Annotated in this window: 20 protein-coding genes and 2 tRNA genes; 12 read left to right on the top strand and 10 right to left on the bottom strand. The window is 59.5% G+C overall.

Annotated elements, in window-relative coordinates:
• Positions 1–8: 8 nt before the first annotated feature.
• Both C5J26_RS20205 and C5J26_RS20200 read right to left on the bottom strand, forming a co-directional pair.
• Positions 9–83 (bottom strand) — tRNA-Trp (locus C5J26_RS20205).
• A gap of 3 nt (positions 84–86) precedes the next feature.
• Positions 87–163, bottom strand: a tRNA-Met gene (locus C5J26_RS20200).
• Between the two features lie 388 nt (positions 164–551).
• Between C5J26_RS20200 and C5J26_RS20195 the strand changes: the two genes are divergently transcribed.
• Positions 552–1,013, top strand: a complete 462-nt coding sequence (locus C5J26_RS20195; RefSeq protein ID WP_105403404.1) for a hypothetical protein — start codon at positions 552–554, stop codon at positions 1,011–1,013.
• A 153-nt stretch (positions 1,014–1,166) separates the two neighbouring features.
• On the opposite strand, the gene C5J26_RS20190 is transcribed toward C5J26_RS20195, so the two are convergent.
• Positions 1,167–2,324: a hypothetical protein gene (locus tag C5J26_RS20190; RefSeq protein WP_105403403.1), complete on the bottom strand. Its 1,158-nt coding sequence runs from the start codon at positions 2,322–2,324 to the stop codon at positions 1,167–1,169.
• 8 nt (positions 2,325–2,332) lie between these two features.
• Positions 2,333–2,728 (bottom strand): hypothetical protein, encoded by a 396-nt coding sequence (locus C5J26_RS20185; RefSeq protein WP_105403402.1) that lies wholly within the window; start codon positions 2,726–2,728, stop codon positions 2,333–2,335.
• Positions 2,729–3,009: 281 nt separating this feature from the next.
• Between C5J26_RS20185 and C5J26_RS20180 the strand changes: the two genes are divergently transcribed.
• Positions 3,010–3,492 carry a hypothetical protein gene (locus C5J26_RS20180; RefSeq protein ID WP_105403401.1) on the top strand — a complete coding sequence of 161 codons (483 nt, stop codon included), beginning with the start codon at positions 3,010–3,012 and terminating at the stop codon, positions 3,490–3,492.
• Between the two features lie 260 nt (positions 3,493–3,752).
• Here C5J26_RS20180 and C5J26_RS20175 read toward each other — a convergent pair whose 3' ends face one another.
• The 4 genes from C5J26_RS20175 to C5J26_RS20160 form a co-directional block, all read right to left on the bottom strand.
• Positions 3,753–5,003, bottom strand: coding sequence for an AAA family ATPase (locus tag C5J26_RS20175; RefSeq protein WP_245441220.1), 1,251 nt, complete (start codon positions 5,001–5,003; stop codon positions 3,753–3,755).
• A gap of 109 nt (positions 5,004–5,112) precedes the next feature.
• Positions 5,113–5,379: a hypothetical protein gene (locus C5J26_RS20170; RefSeq protein ID WP_105403399.1), complete on the bottom strand. Its 267-nt coding sequence runs from the start codon at positions 5,377–5,379 to the stop codon at positions 5,113–5,115.
• The gene (locus C5J26_RS20165; protein WP_105403398.1) at positions 5,376–5,810 is read right to left on the bottom strand and encodes a hypothetical protein; all 435 of its coding nucleotides are present in this window, start codon (positions 5,808–5,810) and stop codon (positions 5,376–5,378) included. The genes C5J26_RS20170 and C5J26_RS20165 overlap by 4 nt, the downstream gene beginning before the upstream one ends.
• Before the next feature lie 63 nt (positions 5,811–5,873).
• Positions 5,874–6,092: a helix-turn-helix domain-containing protein gene (locus C5J26_RS20160; RefSeq protein ID WP_105403397.1), complete on the bottom strand. Its 219-nt coding sequence runs from the start codon at positions 6,090–6,092 to the stop codon at positions 5,874–5,876.
• A 331-nt stretch (positions 6,093–6,423) separates the two neighbouring features.
• Here C5J26_RS20160 and xerC point away from each other — a divergent pair, with 331 nt between their 5' ends.
• The 10 genes from xerC (at position 6,424) to C5J26_RS20110 (ending at position 18,190) form a co-directional block, all read left to right on the top strand.
• Complete coding sequence (xerC, locus tag C5J26_RS20155; RefSeq protein ID WP_172745958.1) at positions 6,424–7,665, top strand: tyrosine recombinase XerC; 1,242 nt, start codon at positions 6,424–6,426, stop codon at positions 7,663–7,665.
• A 196-nt stretch (positions 7,666–7,861) separates the two neighbouring features.
• Positions 7,862–9,028, top strand: a complete 1,167-nt coding sequence (locus tag C5J26_RS20150) for an integrase (protein ID WP_105403396.1) — start codon at positions 7,862–7,864, stop codon at positions 9,026–9,028.
• 228 nt (positions 9,029–9,256) lie between these two features.
• Positions 9,257–10,324: a MobA/MobL family protein gene (locus C5J26_RS20145; RefSeq protein ID WP_105403395.1), complete on the top strand. Its 1,068-nt coding sequence runs from the start codon at positions 9,257–9,259 to the stop codon at positions 10,322–10,324.
• 87 nt (positions 10,325–10,411) lie between these two features.
• The gene (locus C5J26_RS20140) at positions 10,412–10,900 is read left to right on the top strand and encodes a hypothetical protein (protein ID WP_105403394.1); all 489 of its coding nucleotides are present in this window, start codon (positions 10,412–10,414) and stop codon (positions 10,898–10,900) included.
• Between the two features lie 95 nt (positions 10,901–10,995).
• The gene (locus tag C5J26_RS20135; protein ID WP_105403582.1) at positions 10,996–11,310 is read left to right on the top strand and encodes a hypothetical protein; all 315 of its coding nucleotides are present in this window, start codon (positions 10,996–10,998) and stop codon (positions 11,308–11,310) included.
• Between the two features lie 21 nt (positions 11,311–11,331).
• Positions 11,332–11,802, top strand: coding sequence for a hypothetical protein (locus tag C5J26_RS20130; RefSeq protein ID WP_105403393.1), 471 nt, complete (start codon positions 11,332–11,334; stop codon positions 11,800–11,802).
• A 228-nt stretch (positions 11,803–12,030) separates the two neighbouring features.
• Positions 12,031–12,450 (top strand): hypothetical protein, encoded by a 420-nt coding sequence (locus tag C5J26_RS20125; RefSeq protein ID WP_206051208.1) that lies wholly within the window; start codon positions 12,031–12,033, stop codon positions 12,448–12,450.
• Between the two features lie 382 nt (positions 12,451–12,832).
• Positions 12,833–13,030 (top strand): hypothetical protein, encoded by a 198-nt coding sequence (locus C5J26_RS20120; protein ID WP_105403392.1) that lies wholly within the window; start codon positions 12,833–12,835, stop codon positions 13,028–13,030.
• Positions 13,030–13,686, top strand: coding sequence for a DNA methyltransferase (locus C5J26_RS20115; RefSeq protein ID WP_105403391.1), 657 nt, complete (start codon positions 13,030–13,032; stop codon positions 13,684–13,686). Before C5J26_RS20120 ends, C5J26_RS20115 begins: the two co-directional genes overlap by 1 nt.
• A 130-nt stretch (positions 13,687–13,816) precedes the next feature.
• The gene (locus C5J26_RS20110; RefSeq protein WP_105403390.1) at positions 13,817–18,190 is read left to right on the top strand and encodes an NACHT domain-containing NTPase; all 4,374 of its coding nucleotides are present in this window, start codon (positions 13,817–13,819) and stop codon (positions 18,188–18,190) included.
• A 40-nt stretch (positions 18,191–18,230) separates the two neighbouring features.
• Here C5J26_RS20110 and C5J26_RS20105 read toward each other — a convergent pair whose 3' ends face one another.
• Both C5J26_RS20105 and C5J26_RS20100 read right to left on the bottom strand, forming a co-directional pair.
• Positions 18,231–19,160, bottom strand: coding sequence for a M48 family metalloprotease (locus C5J26_RS20105; RefSeq protein WP_105403389.1), 930 nt, complete (start codon positions 19,158–19,160; stop codon positions 18,231–18,233).
• The gene (locus tag C5J26_RS20100) at positions 19,120–20,559 is read right to left on the bottom strand and encodes a type IV secretory system conjugative DNA transfer family protein (RefSeq protein WP_245441219.1); all 1,440 of its coding nucleotides are present in this window, start codon (positions 20,557–20,559) and stop codon (positions 19,120–19,122) included. The genes C5J26_RS20105 and C5J26_RS20100 overlap by 41 nt, the downstream gene beginning before the upstream one ends.
• Positions 20,560–20,662 lie beyond the last annotated feature (103 nt).

The following is a 20,662-nucleotide window of genomic DNA, read 5'->3' as shown; positions in this document are numbered from 1 at the left end:
TGATTAATTGGCGCGACGCCGCTGGATTTGAACCAACACCGCAAGTTTTGGAGACCTGCATGCTACCGTTACACTAGACGCGCATCTGGTTGCGGGGGATGGATTTGAACCATCGACCTCTTGGTTATGAGCCAAGCTAGCTACCATGCCGCTCTACCCCGCAGAAAACGAAAGCGCCGAGCTCAACCCGAAGGGAGCCCGGCGCAGGATCGCCCGTTGCAGCGAGAGGAGGCGCGCGGCGGGCAATAGTTTGTCACCGCAAGGTGATGCTAGGGAATTAGCGCGACGGGAGCCAGCGGGACCTGCGAGCGTCGACCGTCGCGCACGCCGTCGCGGGTCGCAATCGCGCCGGGCGTTCTTGAACTCGATGTGGGAATGTAATCCACAGATAGGATGACATTCCTTATATTCAAGACATTGCTGATTAACCAGAGCCGTTCGACATCTTGCCCACGCGCGGTCCGCTGAGCGCTACTCCGAATGGCGGAATAGACGTCCATCTGTGTTGTATGCGAATTCTCTCCTCAACCACACGCTGAGGAGGAATCAAGATGGCTCTAACAATTGTCCCGCATCCCGCAAACATACTTGTCGGATCGATCTCCCACATCCGCCATATCGTTAAGCGATTGGAGCTCCCAGAAGAGTTCGGTGCCGAAACAAAATTCCAGATTGGAGCGAAGTACTACTATTGCACCGAGCTTCCCCACATCGTCGTGGATCTGGTCGATGAAGCCAGACGGGCGTCAAAGCAACTCCCTATGGCGACACTGACCCTGCCGGGCGGGCAACCTGTCTGGTTTGCCGGCGAACTGGCTGAAGGGCCGGTCAAGCTGCTCCCCGGCGAAATCGGGGATGGGATCCATTCCGCCTTCAAGATCGGTGATCTCCTGACTCGAGTGCGCGATATGCCAGACGAGGTGGCAGAGGTGATCAGAGCGGCTGGGGGCAAAGCCATCAAGCCAGTTGAGCACGTGGGACTGGCTCGCCAGATCAAGCGGAAGGCAGCCTAGTCCTGAAGTGTGCCCGGCACTAGGCCGGGGAATTGGTTGAGGCCGGCCGGCGATCCAGCGAGTTATAAACGTCCGCGACTGCGAACCGCCTCAAGTGAAGGGAAATTCAATCCCTTCACTTATATTCGTGGCAACTCACACGCTGACCGGACATCAGGCCGCAACTTTCTGCTCTTCTGCCAAATTATCTGTCCTCGCCGTCTCGTCGATGGCCAGAAGTGCGCCGATCGCTGCGTCGATCAACAACGGGCCGACCTTCTCGGCATAGGCTGGAGCCTTCCCCATCGCCACGCCGATCTCCTTCGCCGTCGCGTTCGTAATTGCCATATCCAGCACCTGGGCATGCTCGCCGAGCAGAAGGCGAAGATGATCGAGATGGCTTCGCATCTCTACCAGGCGCACGACTTCCGGCTCACGACCGGCAGCGGCGGAAATTTCGCCGACCGGCTTTGGCTTTTTGGTTCCGCCCCTCCATTGCTTCCCCGGAACAAGTGCGTCAAGGCCACGGGTCGCAGGAACGGGCAGTTCCTCGAAGGGGACTGCCCCATCCACACCGTAAGACCTCAGCAGGGCGCGAGCTTCTTCAACGCCGAACCGTCCCACCTTGTCTTTCTTGGACGGCGCTTCACGTGGCAGTGGATCATAGCAGGTTCCGATCGCCTTCTCGCCGGAGAACGGGCGCAGTAACGACGTTGCCGCGAATGGCGAAGTTGCGTTGGCAGTCTGCAGATACGCCCAAATCGCCGCCTCAGTGCGCTCCGAGGATTGACCACCCTTCATGCCGCGCGGACGCTCGATCGGCGCCAGAGCTTTGCCCTTGGCGGTTACGGCCCATTGCATCAACTTCCCGTCCCGGAACAGCAGATCACCAAGTCGCGTGTCGGTTCCGCCGAGGCGGTTGCGCTTGGACACGGGTGTTGCCTCGGTGGGTTCGTATACATTCACCAGCCGACCTGTGACCGGCCACCGCTCTTCACCTGTCACCGTCCAGCCGACCGCGCGAAGGGTCTCGGCTTCGGACGGACGAGTTTCGATCTGCTCCTCGGCAGCGTCGTCGACATCTGGTGTAGGTTCAAACACAGATCCCGGTTGGCACAGGTTTTTCCAGTGGCGCAGGGCGAATGCCCTGGCGATATCGCCGCGATAAGCCAGCCGTTCCAAGGCGGGCCACGCCAACACGGCCGGCACCGGCTTGTTGTCGTTGGCGGCGACGGGCCTGGCCTTCGGCGTCTTGGCAGGCTTGGCCGGGGACACGGCAGACGAAAGCAACGCGGAGAGTTGCGACAAGTCGTGGCGGTCGGGTGCGGTCATGTGTGGTCCTACTTGGTGAATTTTGGGCGTGGCAGCGGAAGGCAGTCGATTGCGTGCGACGTGTTGGTGGGCTCACCGTGGCGCCCTTCAGCGATATCCGCAGCGCGATACCGCATCGCCGCTGCCGCCTTCAGCCTGGCCTCTTCGGCAACAGTCCGCGTGACGCTGATGGACAGTGCGTAGGCCGCATTCCGTTTGGTCTTCGCAAGATCTGCCTCGAGGCCGGCAATCCGTTCTTGCAGCTTCTCGATGACAATGTGGGCGTCTACGAGGTGGGACCTGTAATGCTGGCCCTGCCGGCGGGGATCCGATGGCTTCGTGCTATCCGCGACCAGCGTGAACAGCGCCCGCCTGGTCGCTTCGCGATCCTTGCGGGCGGATTCTTCGAACGTCTTAATGCGCATGTTGTGCTCCCAGGTTGGCTATACTGTATATAGTAGTTTAACGCGAAAAATGCAGTCCGACCGCTAGATATTGTGTTCCAACAGAGAGATCGCAGGCTGGTTTGGATCATCCAATAAGCTGAAGTGCATTCTGCAACCACAAGCATAGACTGCCGGTACCAATTGGCCTGTTTCCGGCGGGGTGTTCAGATGGCCTATTCTTGGGGCTTAGCCGCGACGGCGTTCGACGCATTTCTAGCCACGGTCGTATCCCTTGGCATCCTCGGCGTATTCAGTGTCTTGTGGCAGGGCTTCAATGCACTTCGGGTCATCGCAAAGAGGCGAGAGAGCGAGCCGAGAAGCTTGCTCAAGATCGGATCGAAGCCTTCAATCAGGCGTACAACGCTTTGAGCGACCGGTACTTCGTGTTTCTAAGTGCTCTGGCCCAGTATCCCCATATTGGCGTGCAGCCACCATGGACCGAGGCGCCTAACTCCCTTTCTGCCGAAGACCAGGCTCGGCGATCGGTCCTCTACGACATGGTCATTTCGCTTTGCGAGGAGGCGTATCTCATCAAGGAACGTGCTGACGACATCAAACTGCACCAGTGGCCTGGATGGGAAGATTACATCGTGGCACTTCTTCGGCATGATGAGTTCAGAGATTACCTCGACCTAGGTCGAACGGACGGGGGATATGGTGGGTTCGATTCACGCTTTGAGGCCTATTTGATTGGCCTAATTGCAGAGCGGAAGATCGGAACGCCAATCGCCGCGGCAGCTTAGTCTGCACGGAAAAGGTTGGCACTTCTCTTGTGATCATTCTCCTATCCAAAGGGGATGGCGTTCCCAAACGCCTCCCCCTCTTTAGAGGGGTAAAGACCGGGAACGTGGGAACGCCTTTAATTTCAACAGCTTAACCCGTTCCCGAAATTTCCGGGAACGTCGGGAATGGGAACGCAATATCGTTCTTTTTCAATAGCTTAGCGTTCCCATTCCCATGGGAATGGCCGTTCCCAGCGATGCCCGGGAACGGCTCTGGAACGCTACCTGGGTGTCCCCGTCGTGAAGTTTCCAAGCCCAAGAGCGAACATTCCGCCAGGCACATCAAGCCATTTTGCCAACTTCTCGCCCTTGGCTGCCGCCCTGACTATTCTCCCCTGTTCCAGGGCTTGCGTGGCCAGATGATCAAGCCTGCCTTTCGACAACGATTTTAGTTCGTCAGGTAGGCGTTCCCTCATTTCAAAAAGACCGCCCGCGCCCGTCTTCGTGAACGGCGATCCAGATGTCGCGGCACCCGCGACGGCAATAACCAATGCGTCCAGCAGATCCCCTTGCGGCGCCGCAGACTCGCTCAATCCCGATGTGCGATCGACAAGTAATCCGAACTCGTTTCGAACGTAGGTGCTGACAATACGCCGCGCCGCGCCGTTCGCCTTCACTACGCCTCCAAGCACGACCTTGCCCGGCGAGAATTCAACGCCGAGCGTCTTGCAGACACGCTTCGCCCGCGCTTCATCAGCCGGCCACATGGCATAGGCAAGCCGCAGGCCATCGACCAAAGCGGTGCTGCCGCGGATAGCATCTCGGGCGTCACCTAATGTCTCGATCGGCTTCTGCACCTTTCTCATATGATGCGCCACCAAAACCGTCGCGCCTGTTTCTGCCGACAACTTGGACAGGGAAGTGCAGACAAACTGGCCGGCGGCCGGATCTTCGTTCAACGGCAGATGAGCGAACGAAGCGAGCGGATCGAATGTCACCAGGCGGAGATCTTCAACCGTCGCCAGTTCGTCGCGCAGCCTAAGAAAATCATCCGTCTCAATCAGCCCTCGCTTCTTGTCTTCCTTCCAGTAGGCTCGCGCTCCACCGGCTGAAGGAAGAGGGACCACAATCATGCGCTTCCCAGCCGTCGAGTGCCTTTCACCTTTTTGGTCAAGCGCATCCATACGGCGATGTGCTTCCCCTTCATCGTCCTCTGACGTGATCATAACCGATGCACCCTCGGCGATGACCCGTCCACCGAAGACAGGCGGTGCATAGATGCTCGAACCGAACGATACCCGCCGATGCAGTTCGAGCATCGCGTAACTCTTCCCGGTGTCGCCCATTGCTGCAACCATGCCAGGCACGCCAAGCGGTATGACACCGTCGACAAGATACTCAACAGCGGGAGCTTTTCCGACATAGCGATCCACGGTCCAGTCGAAGATGGAGAGGACGGGCGCAGTTGGCCCGTTGTCGTTCGCCTCCTTTAGCTTAACGATTTTCATGTTGCTGTTCGCTACGATCTGCACCGATCCGTCTTGTAGACGGATGCTGGCCGTGAACGAACCAGCGCGGACAACTACGCCAGCACCGAACGATTCATGGAAGACTTCGTCCCCAGGCGCGAGTGGTGAGGCGTTAGGCTGCGTTTGCGATTGCGTCATCATATACCTCAGCGAGCGTCATATTGATTATTGCGGAGCGCACATCAGGCGCGAGGCTCAGAACCTGCTGAGAGGTCTTCGACGACGGGCCGTATACAAGCAGCTTCCCGTCCGGCGCTTCGACGATTGTGCAGTCGAAGATGAGAACTCCTTCGACTGGCTCGAAGGCGAACCGCGCGAGCGTGCGGAAGCCTCCCGGCGACGTCTCCCGACGCGCCGGTCTAGCGTTTCTGATCTTCATGCTGCCTCGCGCAGCGCGACAGCATCGGTCTCGAACTCGCGTTTCCACTCCTCGAGTGTCGAATACATGTTCCCGTCAGAATCGAAGACGCCGCCGGAGGGGTCCATCATAACGAGATAGTCGGAGTTCTCGTCTCTGTCGCAGCCTTCGAAAAGAGGCCAGCTACCTGAGAACGTCACCTTCCAGGCGATCGCCGAGCGCATTGTGTAACAGTACGAGCCATCGGAAAGTCGCTCGGCATAGACTGCGACGAACCCAGGATTGGCGGGGATGACAGGCATGAAGAGTTCTGCGGGGTCTGAGTATGCTTCGCCGGTTACCTCACAGCCAGTCGAGAGCAGGAAGCGGGTGTCGCCGTTTTTGAGTGTGGCATATTGGACAACGGCCGAAGTGTTGACGTTGCGACCGTCTTTCAAATTAATCATAGGCATAGGTTCTCCTCTCGCCGGCGCGAAACCGGACGGTTGTGGTTTGTGGCTGGTGATTTGTGGGGGTTAGGCGGCGCGGGACGAGGCGCGCTCGGCTTGCGCCATCCACGCCACTAAGCTGCTCTTCCTGGCCGAGACAGTACCGCCCAATTTGAAATGAGGAATTATTCCGTCGTAAGTGAGCCGATAGACCTGCCGGGGGGTCACGCCGAGGAATTCGGAGATGGCAGCCGCCCCCATGAGAAGGTCGGCAGGCAGGAAGTTATCATTCGCGGAAATAGTCATGGTGCTCCTCTAGTGCGCGCGGAACGAAATCCGGGCGTCGCTTGAATCGGGTTGAATGAGAGAAGGGTCGGTTGCCGGCACGCCATGGCCGGGCTGGAAAGTTGATCGACGCCTTAGGCGCCGCCTTCCCCGGGAAGGCTCAGCCGGAGAGATGAGCTCTCGTCTTGGATGCAAAGCATCGGGCGGGAACCACCCCGCCAACCAAGTCGCCACCACAACGACCTGATGTTTTCCTTGTATACGGTTTTTACAAATTTGTCAAGGTTTTACGCTGGTTACCTTGCGCCGATTGCTGAGCCGCCTATTATGTGCCTGCAAATCAGGAGGTCGCATGGCAAAGGTAAAACGGCGGAGATGGACCAACGCCAGCGGATCGCATGAGGCTTGGCAAATCGACTTCACCGACAGGCACGGTAAGCGCCACCGCGAGCAGTTCAACCTCAAGCGTGATGCTGAGAACCGTCTTGGCGAACTTCAGGGTACGACCCGCGCGGGCACCTATCGCGCCTTAGCTGATAAGGCCGACGTCGCCGCGGCTTGCAAATCCTTCTGCTTGTATATGACCGATCGAGCTGACCGGAAAGAAAAGGTCACCGAGACCTACCTTCGGACCACCCGCCAACACTGCGAAAACTACATTGATCCTGCCAACGAGTACGTGATCCGAAGGCCAGGCCTGGAACGAAAAGACGCGATCGGTTTCAAGGGTGGGATTGGTCCCATCAAGCTCGCGGATCTGACAGCCGCTCGGGTTGTTAAATTTCGTGACGAGATGCGGAAGCATGGGGCTGGCATTGTCACCACGCGGAGAGTTCTCGGCACGCTCTCCCGAATACTCAAGCATGCCGTCGAAAATGATATGGCGACGATCAACGTCGCGAAAGGCGTGCGGGTTATCGGTACGAGGGATGAAGATTCAGAACGTGTCACCCCTCCGTCCAAAGCGGATATGGCCGCCATACTCGCGGCAGAACCCGATACGGCATGTGATGATCCTGATCTCGCGGCAGAGAATAAGGCGCTTCTGGATCGCCTCCTAAAGTCGAATTTTAAACTGCACGTGCGTTTCGCGGCCGCAAGCGGATTGCGCGCTAGCGAACAATGGGCACTGAGGTGGCGGAACGTGGACCTGAAAACCGGAAAAATCACCGTCGACAGTCGGGTCGACGCCTTCGGCGGGATCGACACCACAAAGAGCGCCGCCGGTAGGCGTACGGTACCAATCGGAAAATCAATGGTGGCCGCCCTCACCGCCTGGAAGGAGAAATCGAAGTTCAAGAAGGACGACGACTTCGTATTCCCCGATGGCAGGGGTAATTTCACCAGGCATACGAATATGACAAAGCGGCTCTGGAATCCGCTCGTCAAGGCATCCGGCATCACGCCAATTGGTTGGCACGCCCTACGCCATTTCGCGGTCTCGACTTGGATCGAGGCGGGCCTACCGCCGAAAGCAGTTCAAACGCTGGCGGGACATGCGAGCTTCCACATCACGATGTCGAGGTATGGCCACCTATTCCCGAGTGAAGACCACCAGTCAGCCTTTGACAGGATCGCCGAGACCCTGACTTAGCGAAATGGCACATAAATGGCACATGATGCGCTACATGCCCTACCATAGAAGGCATTACGGCCTGACTTTTAATCAGTAGGTCTCGGGTTCGAACCCCGACGCTCTCACCAATAAATTCAACGGCTTACCGCCTTGAACTCAGCCCGAAATCGGCTAAAATACCCTCACACAATTCTCGCACAGTTTTGAGGGTAAAATGGCATCCCACAAAGTGCTTGGTGACAAGGTCCGTGTGTACCGTCGCCCGAACAGTTCCGTCTGGCAGTGCTCCACCTATCTCGAAGGAAAAGAGTGGCGGGTCAGCACCAAGACCGACAGCCTGGCCCAGGCCAAAGAGTTCGCGGAAGACTGGTATTTCGAACTCAAAGGCAAAAGCCGCGCCGGAGGGCTGAAGAAGGAAAAAACTTTCGCGGATGCCGCCAAGCAGTTTTTCCTGGAATATGAGGCGATCACCAGCGGGGAGCGTAATCCCCGCTATGTGAAGGACCACGAGGCCCGAATAAATAATCACCTGATTCCCTACTTCGGGGACAAAGCCCTGAGCGCCGTCACCGCTGGCGTATTACAGGAATATCGGGTGATGCGGCTGCAGACGAAGGCTAGGACCGGAAAGCCGCCGTCCCGGAGCACCCTTCACCATGAAACGGTAACCCTCCGCCAGGTCATGAAAACCGCCCTGCGGCATGGCTGGATAGGCCACCTGCCCGACTTCTCCGCACCGTACCGCGCGTCCAGCAAGATCAACCATCGGGCGTGGTTCTCGCCGGAGGAGTACAAGCAACTCTACTCCCATACCCGCGACCGAGCCAAATCAGCCTTCGGGCTGAGTTGGCAGCATGCGGCCGAACAACTGCATGATTTCATCCTGTTCATGGCCAACACCGGATTACGGCCCGACGAGGCCAATCGGCTGGAATACCGCGACGTCACCATTGAGAAGGACCCGGAGAGCAAGGAACGCATTTTGGTAATTGAGGTGCGCGGCAAGCGCGGCGTCGGCTACTGCAAAAGCACCACGGGGGCGGTGTTTCCTTTCGAGCGGCTGAAGAAGCGCAACAAACCCAAGCCTACCGACCTCGTCTTCCCGCAGGATCACAAGAAACAGTTCAACCGGGTTCTCACGGACTGCGAGCTGAAGTTCGATCGCCAGGGTAACCGCCGCTCAGCCTACAGCCTCCGGCACACCTACATTTGCCTGCGCCTGCTCGAAGGCGCCGACATCTACCAGATTGCCAAGAACTGCCGCACCAGCGTCGAAATGATCGAGAAGCACTATGCGGTGCATCTCAAGAATACGCTGGACGCTAAGGCCATCAACGTGCGGCGTCGGGCAAAGCTCGCACCGGCGCTCGTGCTGGAATAGTGCCCGGACACCTGGATCGGTCACCTGCCCACTTGAAAAACATCAACGCCCGCGTGTATCAATGCGTAAAGCGCACTTACGCATCGCCGAATGTGTACGCATTGGACGAAAGAGGCGATGCGTTGCACGGTTTTCTACCGGCCGCAAAGGGGCGGACCGGAGAAAACCGGCAAGTGCGCCAAGGGGGCAAGCCCCCTGTGGAACCCCCTCCGTGCCGAGGAGAGGCTTGTGGCCATCTACCATCTGCATGTCAAAAACATCAGTCGGGGCGATGGGCGTTCGATCGTGGATGCCGCCGCCTATCGTGCCGGTGAGACGCTCCCCAACGAGGCGGAGGAGCGCCTGTCGGTCTTCGGCGGACGGCGCGATATCTTCGCCTCTGAAATCCGCCTCCCGGAGGGTGCGCCGTCCTGGATGACCGACCGCACGCGATTGTGGAACGCGGTCGAGATCGCCGAGAAGCGCAAGGATGCCCGTCTGGCGAAGGAGCTGGAATTCGCCCTGCCCCGCGAGCTGCCGCGCGCGGCCTGGCTGGCCGTCGCGCGGGCGATGGCCGACAGCTATACCGCGCAGGGCTTCGTCGCCGACCTCGCCATCCACGAGGATGGCACGCGCCACAATCCGCATGTGCACCTGCTCCTGACCACACGGGTGGTCAGCTCAACGGGTTTTGGGCTGAAAATCCGTAGCGCCGATGGCGTGCAGTTCGTGACCGGCGCCCGCGCCCTCTGGGCACGGATTGCCAACGAGGCCTTGGGCAAGGCCGGAATCACCGTGACCATCGACAGCCGCAGCTATGCCAAACGGAACCTGAACCGCGCACCGGGCCAGCATCGCGGCCCGAACCAGGAGGAACGCCGGGCGCGTCGCGCCCGCGCGCAACACAAGAGGGAGCAAATGCGACCAGAAGAGCGTGAACATGATCTGCCCGTTCCCGACCCGGACGGGTCGCCGATTCACCCGCGAGAACTCGCGGCGGCGGAAAACCGCATGTTGGACGACATGCACGGCGATACCCCGCCTGCCGCCACGGGTCGCGAAGGCGACGTGGAGGCGGCACGGACAGTGATTGACCGGCAGAACGGCCGCGAGATGACCGAGGACCAGGCCACCGCCTACCGGCTGGCGCCTGACGACATGCTGGACTGGCTATCCGACCCGGCCACACCGGCCGATATGGAGGTGCTGGAACGGTGGGAAAACCACTTGGACTGGCTGGAGATCGGTGCGCCCCAATCGTCACCCTCCCCGGACAGCGAACGGTGGCAGGAGCCCGAGCAGGACCGCACACAGTAGGTGGTGTCATTTTCCGTGGTTCCAGATGCGCCTGAGCCAGGGGTTTCTGTAAGCTCTACACCGGTTTGTAAGATAGGAGGCCGGCGCATGGCGGACGAACATGAATTATCGGATGAAGGTGTCCTGGGTCTTCTGCAACAGGAGGCTTGGTCACTGCATAAGGAGATGAAAGACGTCGATTTCGAGATCGCGCGGGAAATCCGCGTACATACAGACGGGTTCAAGGACAGCCAATCGACCATTGCCCGCATTCAGGAACTTTATGAGGTCAAACTAGAACTGACCTACAAGGCGGGCGTGTTGGACTTGCAAAGGGAGCAAGTCGCACAGCGCATCCAGGAACGGGAAGCCCAGCAACGCGACCAGGTGCCTGTGCAGGAAGACCACCGTGACGTGCCTGCCGCCGTCGAAGACCGATTGGACTGGCTTCGGCCAGTGCTGGATGTCACCGATGAGGGACCGGACCTTGGCCGGGCCGAACGCGTGCCGACGCGCGATGGTGAAGCGCAGGTGCAAGTCCGGCAGTTAACCGCCGAACAGGAAGAGCAACCGGATTGGTGGCCGCTGCGCGGCTGACCCTGACAGGCCGCCTTGTGAGCCGCCCGGGCCAAATTCACAATGACTTCAGGTAGCGCTTGCGAGATTGCGCAACCCGCCCCATGATTGGAACCATGACGACGGTTTACACAGGTTCGGTGTTCGGCATCTGCGAGCTGAGCGAAGAGCAGCGCGAGGCGACGCGCCGCGAGCTGGCGTGGTTGGAAACCGACCTAATCCGGCGCCGGAAGCGCCTCGCCTACTGGAGCCTGCGCAAGGCGCAGGCCGAGACCATGCCGCATGTCCGCGAGGAGTTGCGCCAAAGCGCCTTCTATTTCCACGCACGCGCCCAGGAACTGGTCAATTCTGGCGAGCGGCTACGCGCGTATCTCGTGACCGAACTTCAGGACCAGCCGGACCACCGGCCCGCCTATTACTACGCCCACTGACAGAAGCGCCCGGAGGGGACGATGGACAAGCAGGACGAACTTGAGCGCCTTCGCGGACGGGCTTTGTCACTGGACGAGGCCGTGAAGGCCATCGACCATGAGATCGAGCGCGTGGTTCAAGACATAAGGACCGGAGCCGGTGACGTCGGGCGGGCGCTGTCCTTTCTGCAGGAACGCCAGAACGTCCAGGCGGGATATATGTATGACCTCGGCAAGGTGGACGCGCAGATCGCCGACCTTGAGAACCGTGTCCGCGAGCAGGACGAGCGCGGCGGGGAGCAACATGCCGCGCAGGAGTGGCAGGCGGAGCTGCCGGTTGCTCAAGAAGATCACCTGGACTGGTTGCGGCCGGTGCTGGAGGCGCCGGAACCGTCGGTGGAGCATGGCCGGGACGAGCGGCACCCGCACCATGAGGGTGAAGAGCGGATGCTGAGGGAGATGCAGCGAGAAGATCGGGAGCCGGACGATTATCTCGACTGGTGGCGAAAATGACCATCGTTGCCTGCTCGGCGTGGCGTGCTGGAGGTCGTCGATACCTAAGACGGCGACACATACCGCGCGGGCCATGTCGTCCGCTTTGCCGGGTGATCTATGTGTCACGCGGCTTTTAGAAGACATCAAGGACCAGCATCGCCACGCCTGGGCATGAGATAGGGCGTCTTGAGGTGCGTCTCAAGCGGGGGCACACTCTCAGGACAATAATATGATGAGGTGACCGCGATGGGCGACGTAGACGAACAGGGCGAACTCTTCCCGCCGGAATATGTGGCTGCCCATAAGGCCCAGGCCTCCGACTTGAAGGCCGATGCGGCGGAGCGCGGCTTGCGCTTCGAAGCGTTTTTCGTGCCTGGGATTGCCGAATGGGTCCTGGCCCAGGTCGAGCAAGGTCGCTTCCTGGGACCTTCGGAGGCCGTCTTCGTCGCCATGCAGGTGTTTATGGAGCTTGAGGCATATCCCGACCTTCGCGAGGAACTGCTGAAGCGGGAAATCAAAAAGAGCCTGGACGATCCCCGGCCCGGCATTCCGGCCGAAGAGGTGTTCGCGGAACTGGACGCGATGGCGAAGCGGATGGCCGGTCGCGAGCCGCCGATGTGGCAGCGGATACCGTTTCCACAGGAGAGTGACGGCCGGGAACCCTAGTCTCAGTCCGATTCTGATGGTTCGGACTGGGGCTGAACCCGGCGTATCCGCGCTGAGCGAGAAGCCCAGTCACGCAAGGCGTGGCCGCTTCAGGCTGCTACCATGTTGGTCGTAGGCCTCCCCCTCCTCTCACGCTAGGCCTGCTACATAGGCTTGGGATGATCACAGTGTTTCAGGGATCTCCCGGTTGCGACTGCACCACGCGGCCGGAATCGGTCGGGGTATGCGTCCGGTCTCTGCCGCCGGCAATCGGTTGCCCGCTCCATTCGCTGCGCTCCCGTGTTGCCGTTGCCTGCGTCCGCCTTCGGCTCAGAGTCGCGGCCGCTGCAATCCCCCGACCGGCCGCGATGGACGCAGCCGGAAAACCAACGGGAGAACCACCATGAAACAGACTAAATCCAGCAAACCCGACTACGCCGTGTATACGGTCGAAGGAGACGGCGATAAGGCCCAGTGGACCAAAATCGGCGCCGCCTGGAGCCACAAGGACCGCGAGGGGCTGAACATCACCCTGACGGCGCTGCCGCTGAACGGCCGCCTGATCATCCGCAAGCCGAAAACTGAACGGGACGACGCGTAATGGTCCCGGCCCGCAACACCATCCTGCTGGGCGACTGCATCAACCTGATGCAGCGCCTGCCGGGCGGGTCGGTGGATTTCATCCTGACTGATCCGCCGTATCTGGTGAATTACCGAGACCGCAGCGGCCGGACGGTTGCCAACGATAACAATGCCTCGTGGCTCAATCCTGCCTTTGCGGAAATGTACCGCGTTTTGAAGCCAAATTCGCTCGCGGCCAGCTTCTACGGCTGGAACGAAGCCGACAGGTTCATCGCCGCCTGGCGTGCGGCGCGATTCCGGATTGTCGGGCACGTGGTGTTCTGCAAGCCATATGCCTCCTCGCGGCGATACTTCGGGCATCAGCATGAGCAAGCTTATCTCCTGATGAAAGGCCGGGCGCCATTGCCGTCGCAGCCCCTGCCCGACGTGATGTCTTGGGACTATACTGGCAATCGCCTTCATCCAACGCAGAAACCGCTGGCACCGCTTGAGCAGCTTGTGCGGACATTCAGCCGACCAGGAGAGCTGGTGCTCGACCCGTTCTGCGGGTCCGGGTCGTCGCTGTTAGCAGCGAAGTGCCAGGGGCGCGATTACTTAGGCATTGAGGTGGATGCGGAACATCAGATGACAGCCTGTTTGCGGGTCAATGCAGATGGCCATCGCGAAAATGCGTGAATAACGGCAAACAGAATAGCCAAGATAATTTCGGGGATAGCCTCACGATTTGTGGTCGGGGGCGCTTCACAGGATGATATAGTCAAAGCGCCAGTCATATGACTGGTGAAACTAGTAATTCATATTCAAGATGGCCAAAAACTCAAACAGAGACGAATTTACGTCCATAACTAAACGGAAGCTTGAAAGGCAGGCGGGCGGTCATTGCTCCAATCCGGCTTGCCGCCAGCTAACAAGCGGCGCGACGTCCGATGGCAAGGACGTCATTAACATCGGTGAAGCTGCGCATATTCACGCCGCTGCTCGGCTCGGCCCTCGCTACGACGAGGAGATGACAGTAAACGAGCGTCGCGGTGCTGAAAATGGGATTTGGCTCTGTAAAAAGTGCGCCCGGGCTGTCGACTCCAAAGATCCGAAGTTCACCGACAGTCATCTGCGGGAATGGAAAGAGCGCACGAACTCCGAATCGTGGCGTAGCATCATGCACAACCTGCCATTTGCGCCGGTTACACAGTCACCGACGCCTGACGAATTGCGAGACCGGCTCCGTGCCGCAGCTTCGGCAGATCTAGCCGTTTTCCGGAACACGGCCAAGTGGCCGAGCACCGCTGTCCCGCTCACCTTGAAAGTTGATCGTGTTGACGAGGCATTGAGCACTAAATCGCTAGCCAATGCAGTGACGACGTTCGATGACCTCATTCTCGTAGCCGCGCCTGGCATGGGGAAAACCACCACGATATTTCAAGTCGCCGAAGGCGTCTTGGAAACTGGAAACGGCATACCATTTATTGTGCTACTCGGTGAATGGGCAACGGATCATGACGCGCTTCTGAACTCAGTCTTGAAGCGTCCCGCGTTCGCCGGCGTCTCGGAAGCTGAATTCCGCATGGTCGCCGCCCAACCCGGTATTGTCCTCCTACTCGATGGATGGAACGAACTGGACATAGCCGCGCGCGAGCGGGCACGGGTCCAGATTTCGAATCTGAAGGCTGAATTGCCTGAACTTGGTTTTGTAATCTCCACGCGCAAGCAAGCTCTCGATATTCCATTCAGTGGGACCCGAGTCGATCTCCTGCCGCTCGGCGATGAGCAGCAACTGGCGATTGCCAGGGCGATGCGCGGCGAAGCCGGTGAAAACCTCGTCGACCAGGCTTGGCGCACGGCGGGTATACACGAGCTCGTAACGATCCCGCTCTACCTAACAACGCTGTTATCACTGCCGGAGGACACCCCTTTTCCAACGACAAAGGAAGAAGTGCTGCGGCGATTTGTTGCCGCACAAGAACAGGAAGCAGGACACGCACCAGCACTGCGGAACGCCACCGGGGGGTTTCATCAGGACTACCTCGACAGGCTCGCCGTTTTTGCGACTACCACGGCAAATACGTCTGTCACCGACAGCAATGCGCGCAGGACCGTGAGCGAGACGACGCAGATGCTGGTAGATGACGGCCAACTTACCTACGTAACCACGCAGCCCAACGCCCTGCTTGATACCTTGGTCAACCATCACGTCCTTATGCGATCAGGCGACACCCCCGGCTATGCCTTCCAGCATCAGCAATTCCAGGAATGGTATGCCTCATACGAGGTCGAGCGACTTTTCGTGCGTGCAGTCTCCGACCCGGCTTCGCGCGAGCGGCTGAAGTCAGATATGCTAAATCAGCGACCATGGACGGAAGCGATCCTTTTCGCGGTCGAGCGTTCGGCACGCGGCGATCCTGCCCAGAAAGCTGGTTGCGGTGCGGCCATCCTTGCGGCATTCGAGGTCGATCCAATCCTGGCAGCGGACATGATCTTTCGCGCGACTGATGACGTGTGGACACCGATTGGCGCTACCATCTTGGACCTCGTGAACCGATGGCACGCTCCCGGTAAAGTTGATCGCGCTGTGCGCTTCATGATTACCTCCGGCAGGCCGGAATTTGTTGATCTGCTCTGGCCGCTTCTGACGCATGAAGATGATCAGGTCCATCTTGCTGCCTTCCGTTCAGCAAGCCGCTTCCGGCCATCGGTTTTGGGTAGGGATGCTGCCCATCGCGTCGCCGGGCTGCCGCCCGAGATCCGCAGGAACGTCCTCCATGAGATTGCATCAAATAGCGGTATCGATGGTCTCGACGTGGCGACCGCAATCGCCAAAAAAGACAATGACCCAGAGGTAAAAGCACTTGTCGCGGATGCGCTATCGTTCCGGCGCGCCGCGCGCCATGTAATCGACCTGCTATCAAGCGCTGATGACGCGACGTTCGACATCCTCGCTCAAAAGAGCCACATTGACGATATCGCCAATGAGGAAGTGCGAGAGCGCCTAGCTGCTGCGCGGGAACGGGTGCGCTCCGGCGAACAAAAGCCGCGAGACCGCTTGGTCGCATTTCTGAGCGCAACGGACAAAGAAGGCCTCGCCTCGGAGGTTACCGATCTCGTCGCCGAAATGGATATCGACCGAAAGGATAATGGTGAGCAGCATCTGCTATACGAAGTGCGCCGGCAATACCCGCAGGCAGTTGCAGACGGTCTCCTTCGTCGTGTTCGTGAGAATCGTGACCTTCTCTACGGAACGGACAACGTTCTGGCAGTGGCGAGGATTTTGCTGGACGACGAAGCCCTTTTGGGAATCGCACTTCAGGACACCAAACCTTACGACGAACGCGCCGATGCGGCTTCATCTATTCTCGGTCCGCAAATGGTCGGCAAGCTGCTCGATGCTTATTTTGCCGCGCATACTCGGTTACGGAATGCCCACGGTACATATGACAAAGCCGCAAGTGATCGGTTTTCCGCGCTCCGCGAACGCATTAGCCACACGCCCGGCCCCAGCCTTGTGTCCGCTGTCGAGGCCCGAGCGGACAGTGCCACGGTTGAGGAGATCGCGGAATTAGCCGAACTCTTGTCCCGCAGCACCATTGGTGATGATGACCGTGCACGGCCCTTCAACGTGGAAAATCTGGCTACGATCGGGACGCTGGCGCAAAAATGGGGAGAGCGCCTTCTGACAACGGAAAACGCGACCGGATCACAGAAATCCTCGATTGCAAAGCTGATTAGCGGCGCGCCGACCGTCACCCTGCTACCGATTCTTCAGCAACTGCTTAATGATAATCTTCGCCGCCACCACAACTTTCATGTGGCGGCGAAAGCCAGCGGATGGCGGGATCGCACAGCAATGCGCGAAGCCCAAGACCTACAGCCCCATGAATACCAGCGTGCCTTTATCGCGATCAATGCACCGGAAACCGACGCGATGATGAACAGGTACTTGACCAGCGAGCATTTCGGCGAGTCGGCCGCGAGGGTCCTTTCTGCACACTGGTCGAACGCCAATACTCCGAAGGACGAAAGGAAATCCCCCGGCCGAGTGGATTTCTCCGGCATCGAAGCACGCCGCGTCGCCCGTGCCGCAAATCCCCGCGAAGGTTGCGCGGAAGCGGAGATGATCTTCTCGGCGATCGACCGCCTTCTTGCTGATGGGGTGACGGACGAACAGAAGAAGCTGGCGCTAACTCTCGGCATTATCGGGACACAGCTTCCGCATGGCGAGCGGGCCACGACAATCGACAAGCTTGTCGCGCTGACCCCAAGAGAGTCACGCGCCAGGCTCCTCCTGTCGTTGATCCTTTCAGGTGAAGACATTGACATCAAACTGGTCGAGGAGGGCATCGCGGAGACTTTTGAAGCCGCCAAGACCGCGACGTGGATTCTGCGCCACGGCGAGGCCTATCAACTCCAGGACTGGTTGCGCTTGTTGCCCTTCGCCAATCCCCTCACGGAACTTCCCACCATCGTGCGAGCGCTCCCCGATGCGCAGCGCGATCCCCATATGCTTGAAGAGATGGTTCGCGGGCTTGAGAATGCACCAGCCGACGCGGCTGAAGAGGTTTTATTCAAACTTGCGGAGGACGACCCACGCTTTTACCAGGATCATCAATGGCGATCGACGGTTCTGAAACTCGGCACCCCTTCATGCGCCCGCCGTCTTATCGACCTGATGGTAAGCGGCACACTGAGCGGAAAATCTGCTGACGATTGGCACTGGCGACGTGGGTTGGCGGGACTCATTTCCGAACATGCCGAAGTGCGGGCACATGTACGGGAACTTTTGAAAGACGGCCCCACGAACGGGGCACTGACGCTGCTCGCGGATACCATAGCCCAACACCCCCGGGCAGATGATCTGGTTATGCTGGTCGAGTGTGAGATCCAGTCCGGCCGTTCGTTTTTGAACTGGAGGTCCATCCAAGACGCTATCACCGAGCAAATTCCGTCGAAAGACTGGCAAGGCGCTTATGATGTAGTGCCTGTCCCGGCTATCGAGTTACGGCGCAAACTGTTGATGCTCACCAAAAGTGGAGGCCGCAACGATCCAGCGGCCCGTTGTCTGACTACCATCGATAAAATGCGAGACGAGTCCGGAGCGCCTGAAACCGAGCCGCGTCACCCAGATCTAGCGTCAGGCCGAAAATGGCCAATTTTGACGCCCGACCCGGATGTAGATGACGGCAAATAGGTCCTCCTGACGGCTGACACATGTTCTTTGAGCAACGCGACTATTGCTTGAGGTAGGCGATATCTTCCGCTTTGGGCGGGGTAGCCGCTGGCGGCAGGATCGGAACTTGATGTGTGCGCAACAGCGGTACACGCCGGAGATACGTTTCAGCCTGGAGAGCAGCCCGTCTTTCCCCCAGCGTCGGATGGGTTGACAGCACCGACCCGCTGGCCACCCCCCGGAACATCAGCCGCGCATGCTCGCGTTCGAATTCCCCCAGCTCCGGCCCGTTATGCAGCTTTTCGAGTGCCGCAATCATATGCTCCTTGCTGGTGAGGGCCGCGCCGACGGCATCTGCCCAGTATTCGCGGCTGCGGGACAGGCGAAGAACCCAAAGTTCGGAGGCCCAGGTCAGGAGCCAGCGCCCCCAGCGCTGCACGGTTTCGGAAAAGCCCAGATACCAGACCAGCGAATTTTGGAATGAACGGGCCAAGCCCATGCGGCGCATGTCGTTGTTGGCGACGTGGCCCAGTTCATGGCCGATGATGGCGGTGACTTCCGCTTCGCTAAGAGAGTCCAGAAGCGGTTGCCCAATAACGACCAGGGCGTTGTCGGCGTTGGCGCCGATTGCGTAGGCATTGTTGTGCGGCATCACGCCGACCCACGGGCGGGTTTTGAGGCCAAGTTGGGCGGCGAGGGTGTAAACGCGTTGGGCGAGCGGGTCGTTTTCGGTCAGGAGCTTGATGCCGTGCTGGCGCACGGCGTTCTCGCGCTGGCGGCCGAGGCCGACCAGGCCCCAGACAGTCCCCCAGAGGGGTACGGCCAGGAAACCGCCGAAGGCGCTTCCGGCCGCCACCCCGAACCCGATGCCGATCGGCGACGAGATCAGGCTGCCCCAAGCCAGCCCGACCCAGCTGCCGATGACGAGGCCGAGCCAGGTCGGCAGGCTGCTATTCTTGAGGTCGTTGTGATTGATTTTCAGTTCGGTCATTGGCGTCCCCTTTCATGACCATGCCGATGCGTTGCCTGCAAGTGTCGCTTTTCTCGTGGACCACGAGCTGTGTCTTGAACGGGCGGATGCCCGCGAGATCGGTGATGCTGTAGCGCCAGCCGTCGCCCTGCCAGCCGCCGAGCAGTTCCCTCACCTCGTCGCTGGTGAGCAGCGGGCGGCCGAGGAACTGGATGCCCTCGGTCATGGAAAAGCTGGTGTTGGTGGACGCCTCACCGTGGATGCCGCCGAGATGCGAGGAGACGTTGGCGCTGGCCGTGGTCGTGCGGATGGCATGGGTCTTGTGACCGAGATAGGCGCCGACCAGCTTCGCGGTCTCGTCATCATTGATGCCGAAGAACTGCTTCACCTCACAGTCAAGGAATGTCTGCCAGCTTGTGCCGGGGTAATGCTCCTGGATACCGTAGAGGTTTTGGAGGAAAAACCAGAGTCTGACGCCCGCGCCTGCGTGCGTGTTGATCGCGTCACGATATTCGGGAAACGGGCCAATGTTCATAAATTCGTCGAGCATGAAGAGCACAGGGATCTTCGGTATGAGCCGGTTGGCGAGCATGGCGTCCAATGCCGCCTTCAGCACCACGCGCAGCCAGCCGGAGAAGGTCTTCATCATGTCGAACGGGATTTCGATGTAGACCGTGGCGGTTCTGTCCTTGAGGCTTTCGAAGCTCACATCATTGCCGCTGACGCTGCGCTGGATATCAGGGTCCTTCCATTCGTAGAGCTTGCTGGTGAGGGTCTCCTGCAAGACCTTCAGCCCACGGAGCGGGTCCTTTTCTAGGACTGCGCGGGCCGTGTCCGCCGTCGGCGGAAACGCTTCCATATCCTTCACGACCTTGAGCAGGCTGCCGCCTTTGAGGGACGCCATCTGGCATACCGTGGCCAGTGTCCTTCGCTGCGGCGGTGCCTTGTAGTGCACGTACATGATCACGGCGGTCATAAAGCCGACCGCGTCGTCGGCAAAAAACGACGGCGACTTCGGATCGCGCGGAAACATCTGCTGGGCGATGGACCGCGCGTCCGCTTCCCGCCGGACCCGGCTCAAGGGATCAAAGCGATGCACGGGTTTACCGGACCCTTCGTCCAACGGCGCGATGCGGTAAACCGGCCCCAGGGTACTCCGCCATTTCGAGGTAGCCTCGAACAGCTCTCCCTTGGGGTCAAGGACAACGCAACTGCCCTGATAACGGAGCAGGTTGGGGATGATGCTGGTCTTGCCCTTGCCGGAGCGCGTGCGCGCGATGGTCAGCAGGTGACCGTCGCCGTCCCAGTGGACGAACCCGGCGGGCATTGTTTGGCCCTCGTCGCTGAAGGTGCCGAGGAGCAGCGAACGTGGATCGTCGAAGGCCTCCCGACCACGGTAACCGGTGTTCTGCCCCCACATTGCCTGCCGCCGCCTGATCTGTGATCGACATTCCATGGATGAGCGACAAGGAGTTTCTCCATGGAGTCTACGTTGGAGGTTCTCACGAGGCGGCAGAGCCGTC

Source organism: Neorhizobium sp. T7_12 (genome assembly GCF_002968535.1).
GTDB lineage: Bacteria > Pseudomonadota > Alphaproteobacteria > Rhizobiales > Rhizobiaceae > Neorhizobium > Neorhizobium tomejilense.
Note: the sequence above shows the minus strand (reverse complement) of the source record. Positions and strands in the feature narration are given on the sequence as shown.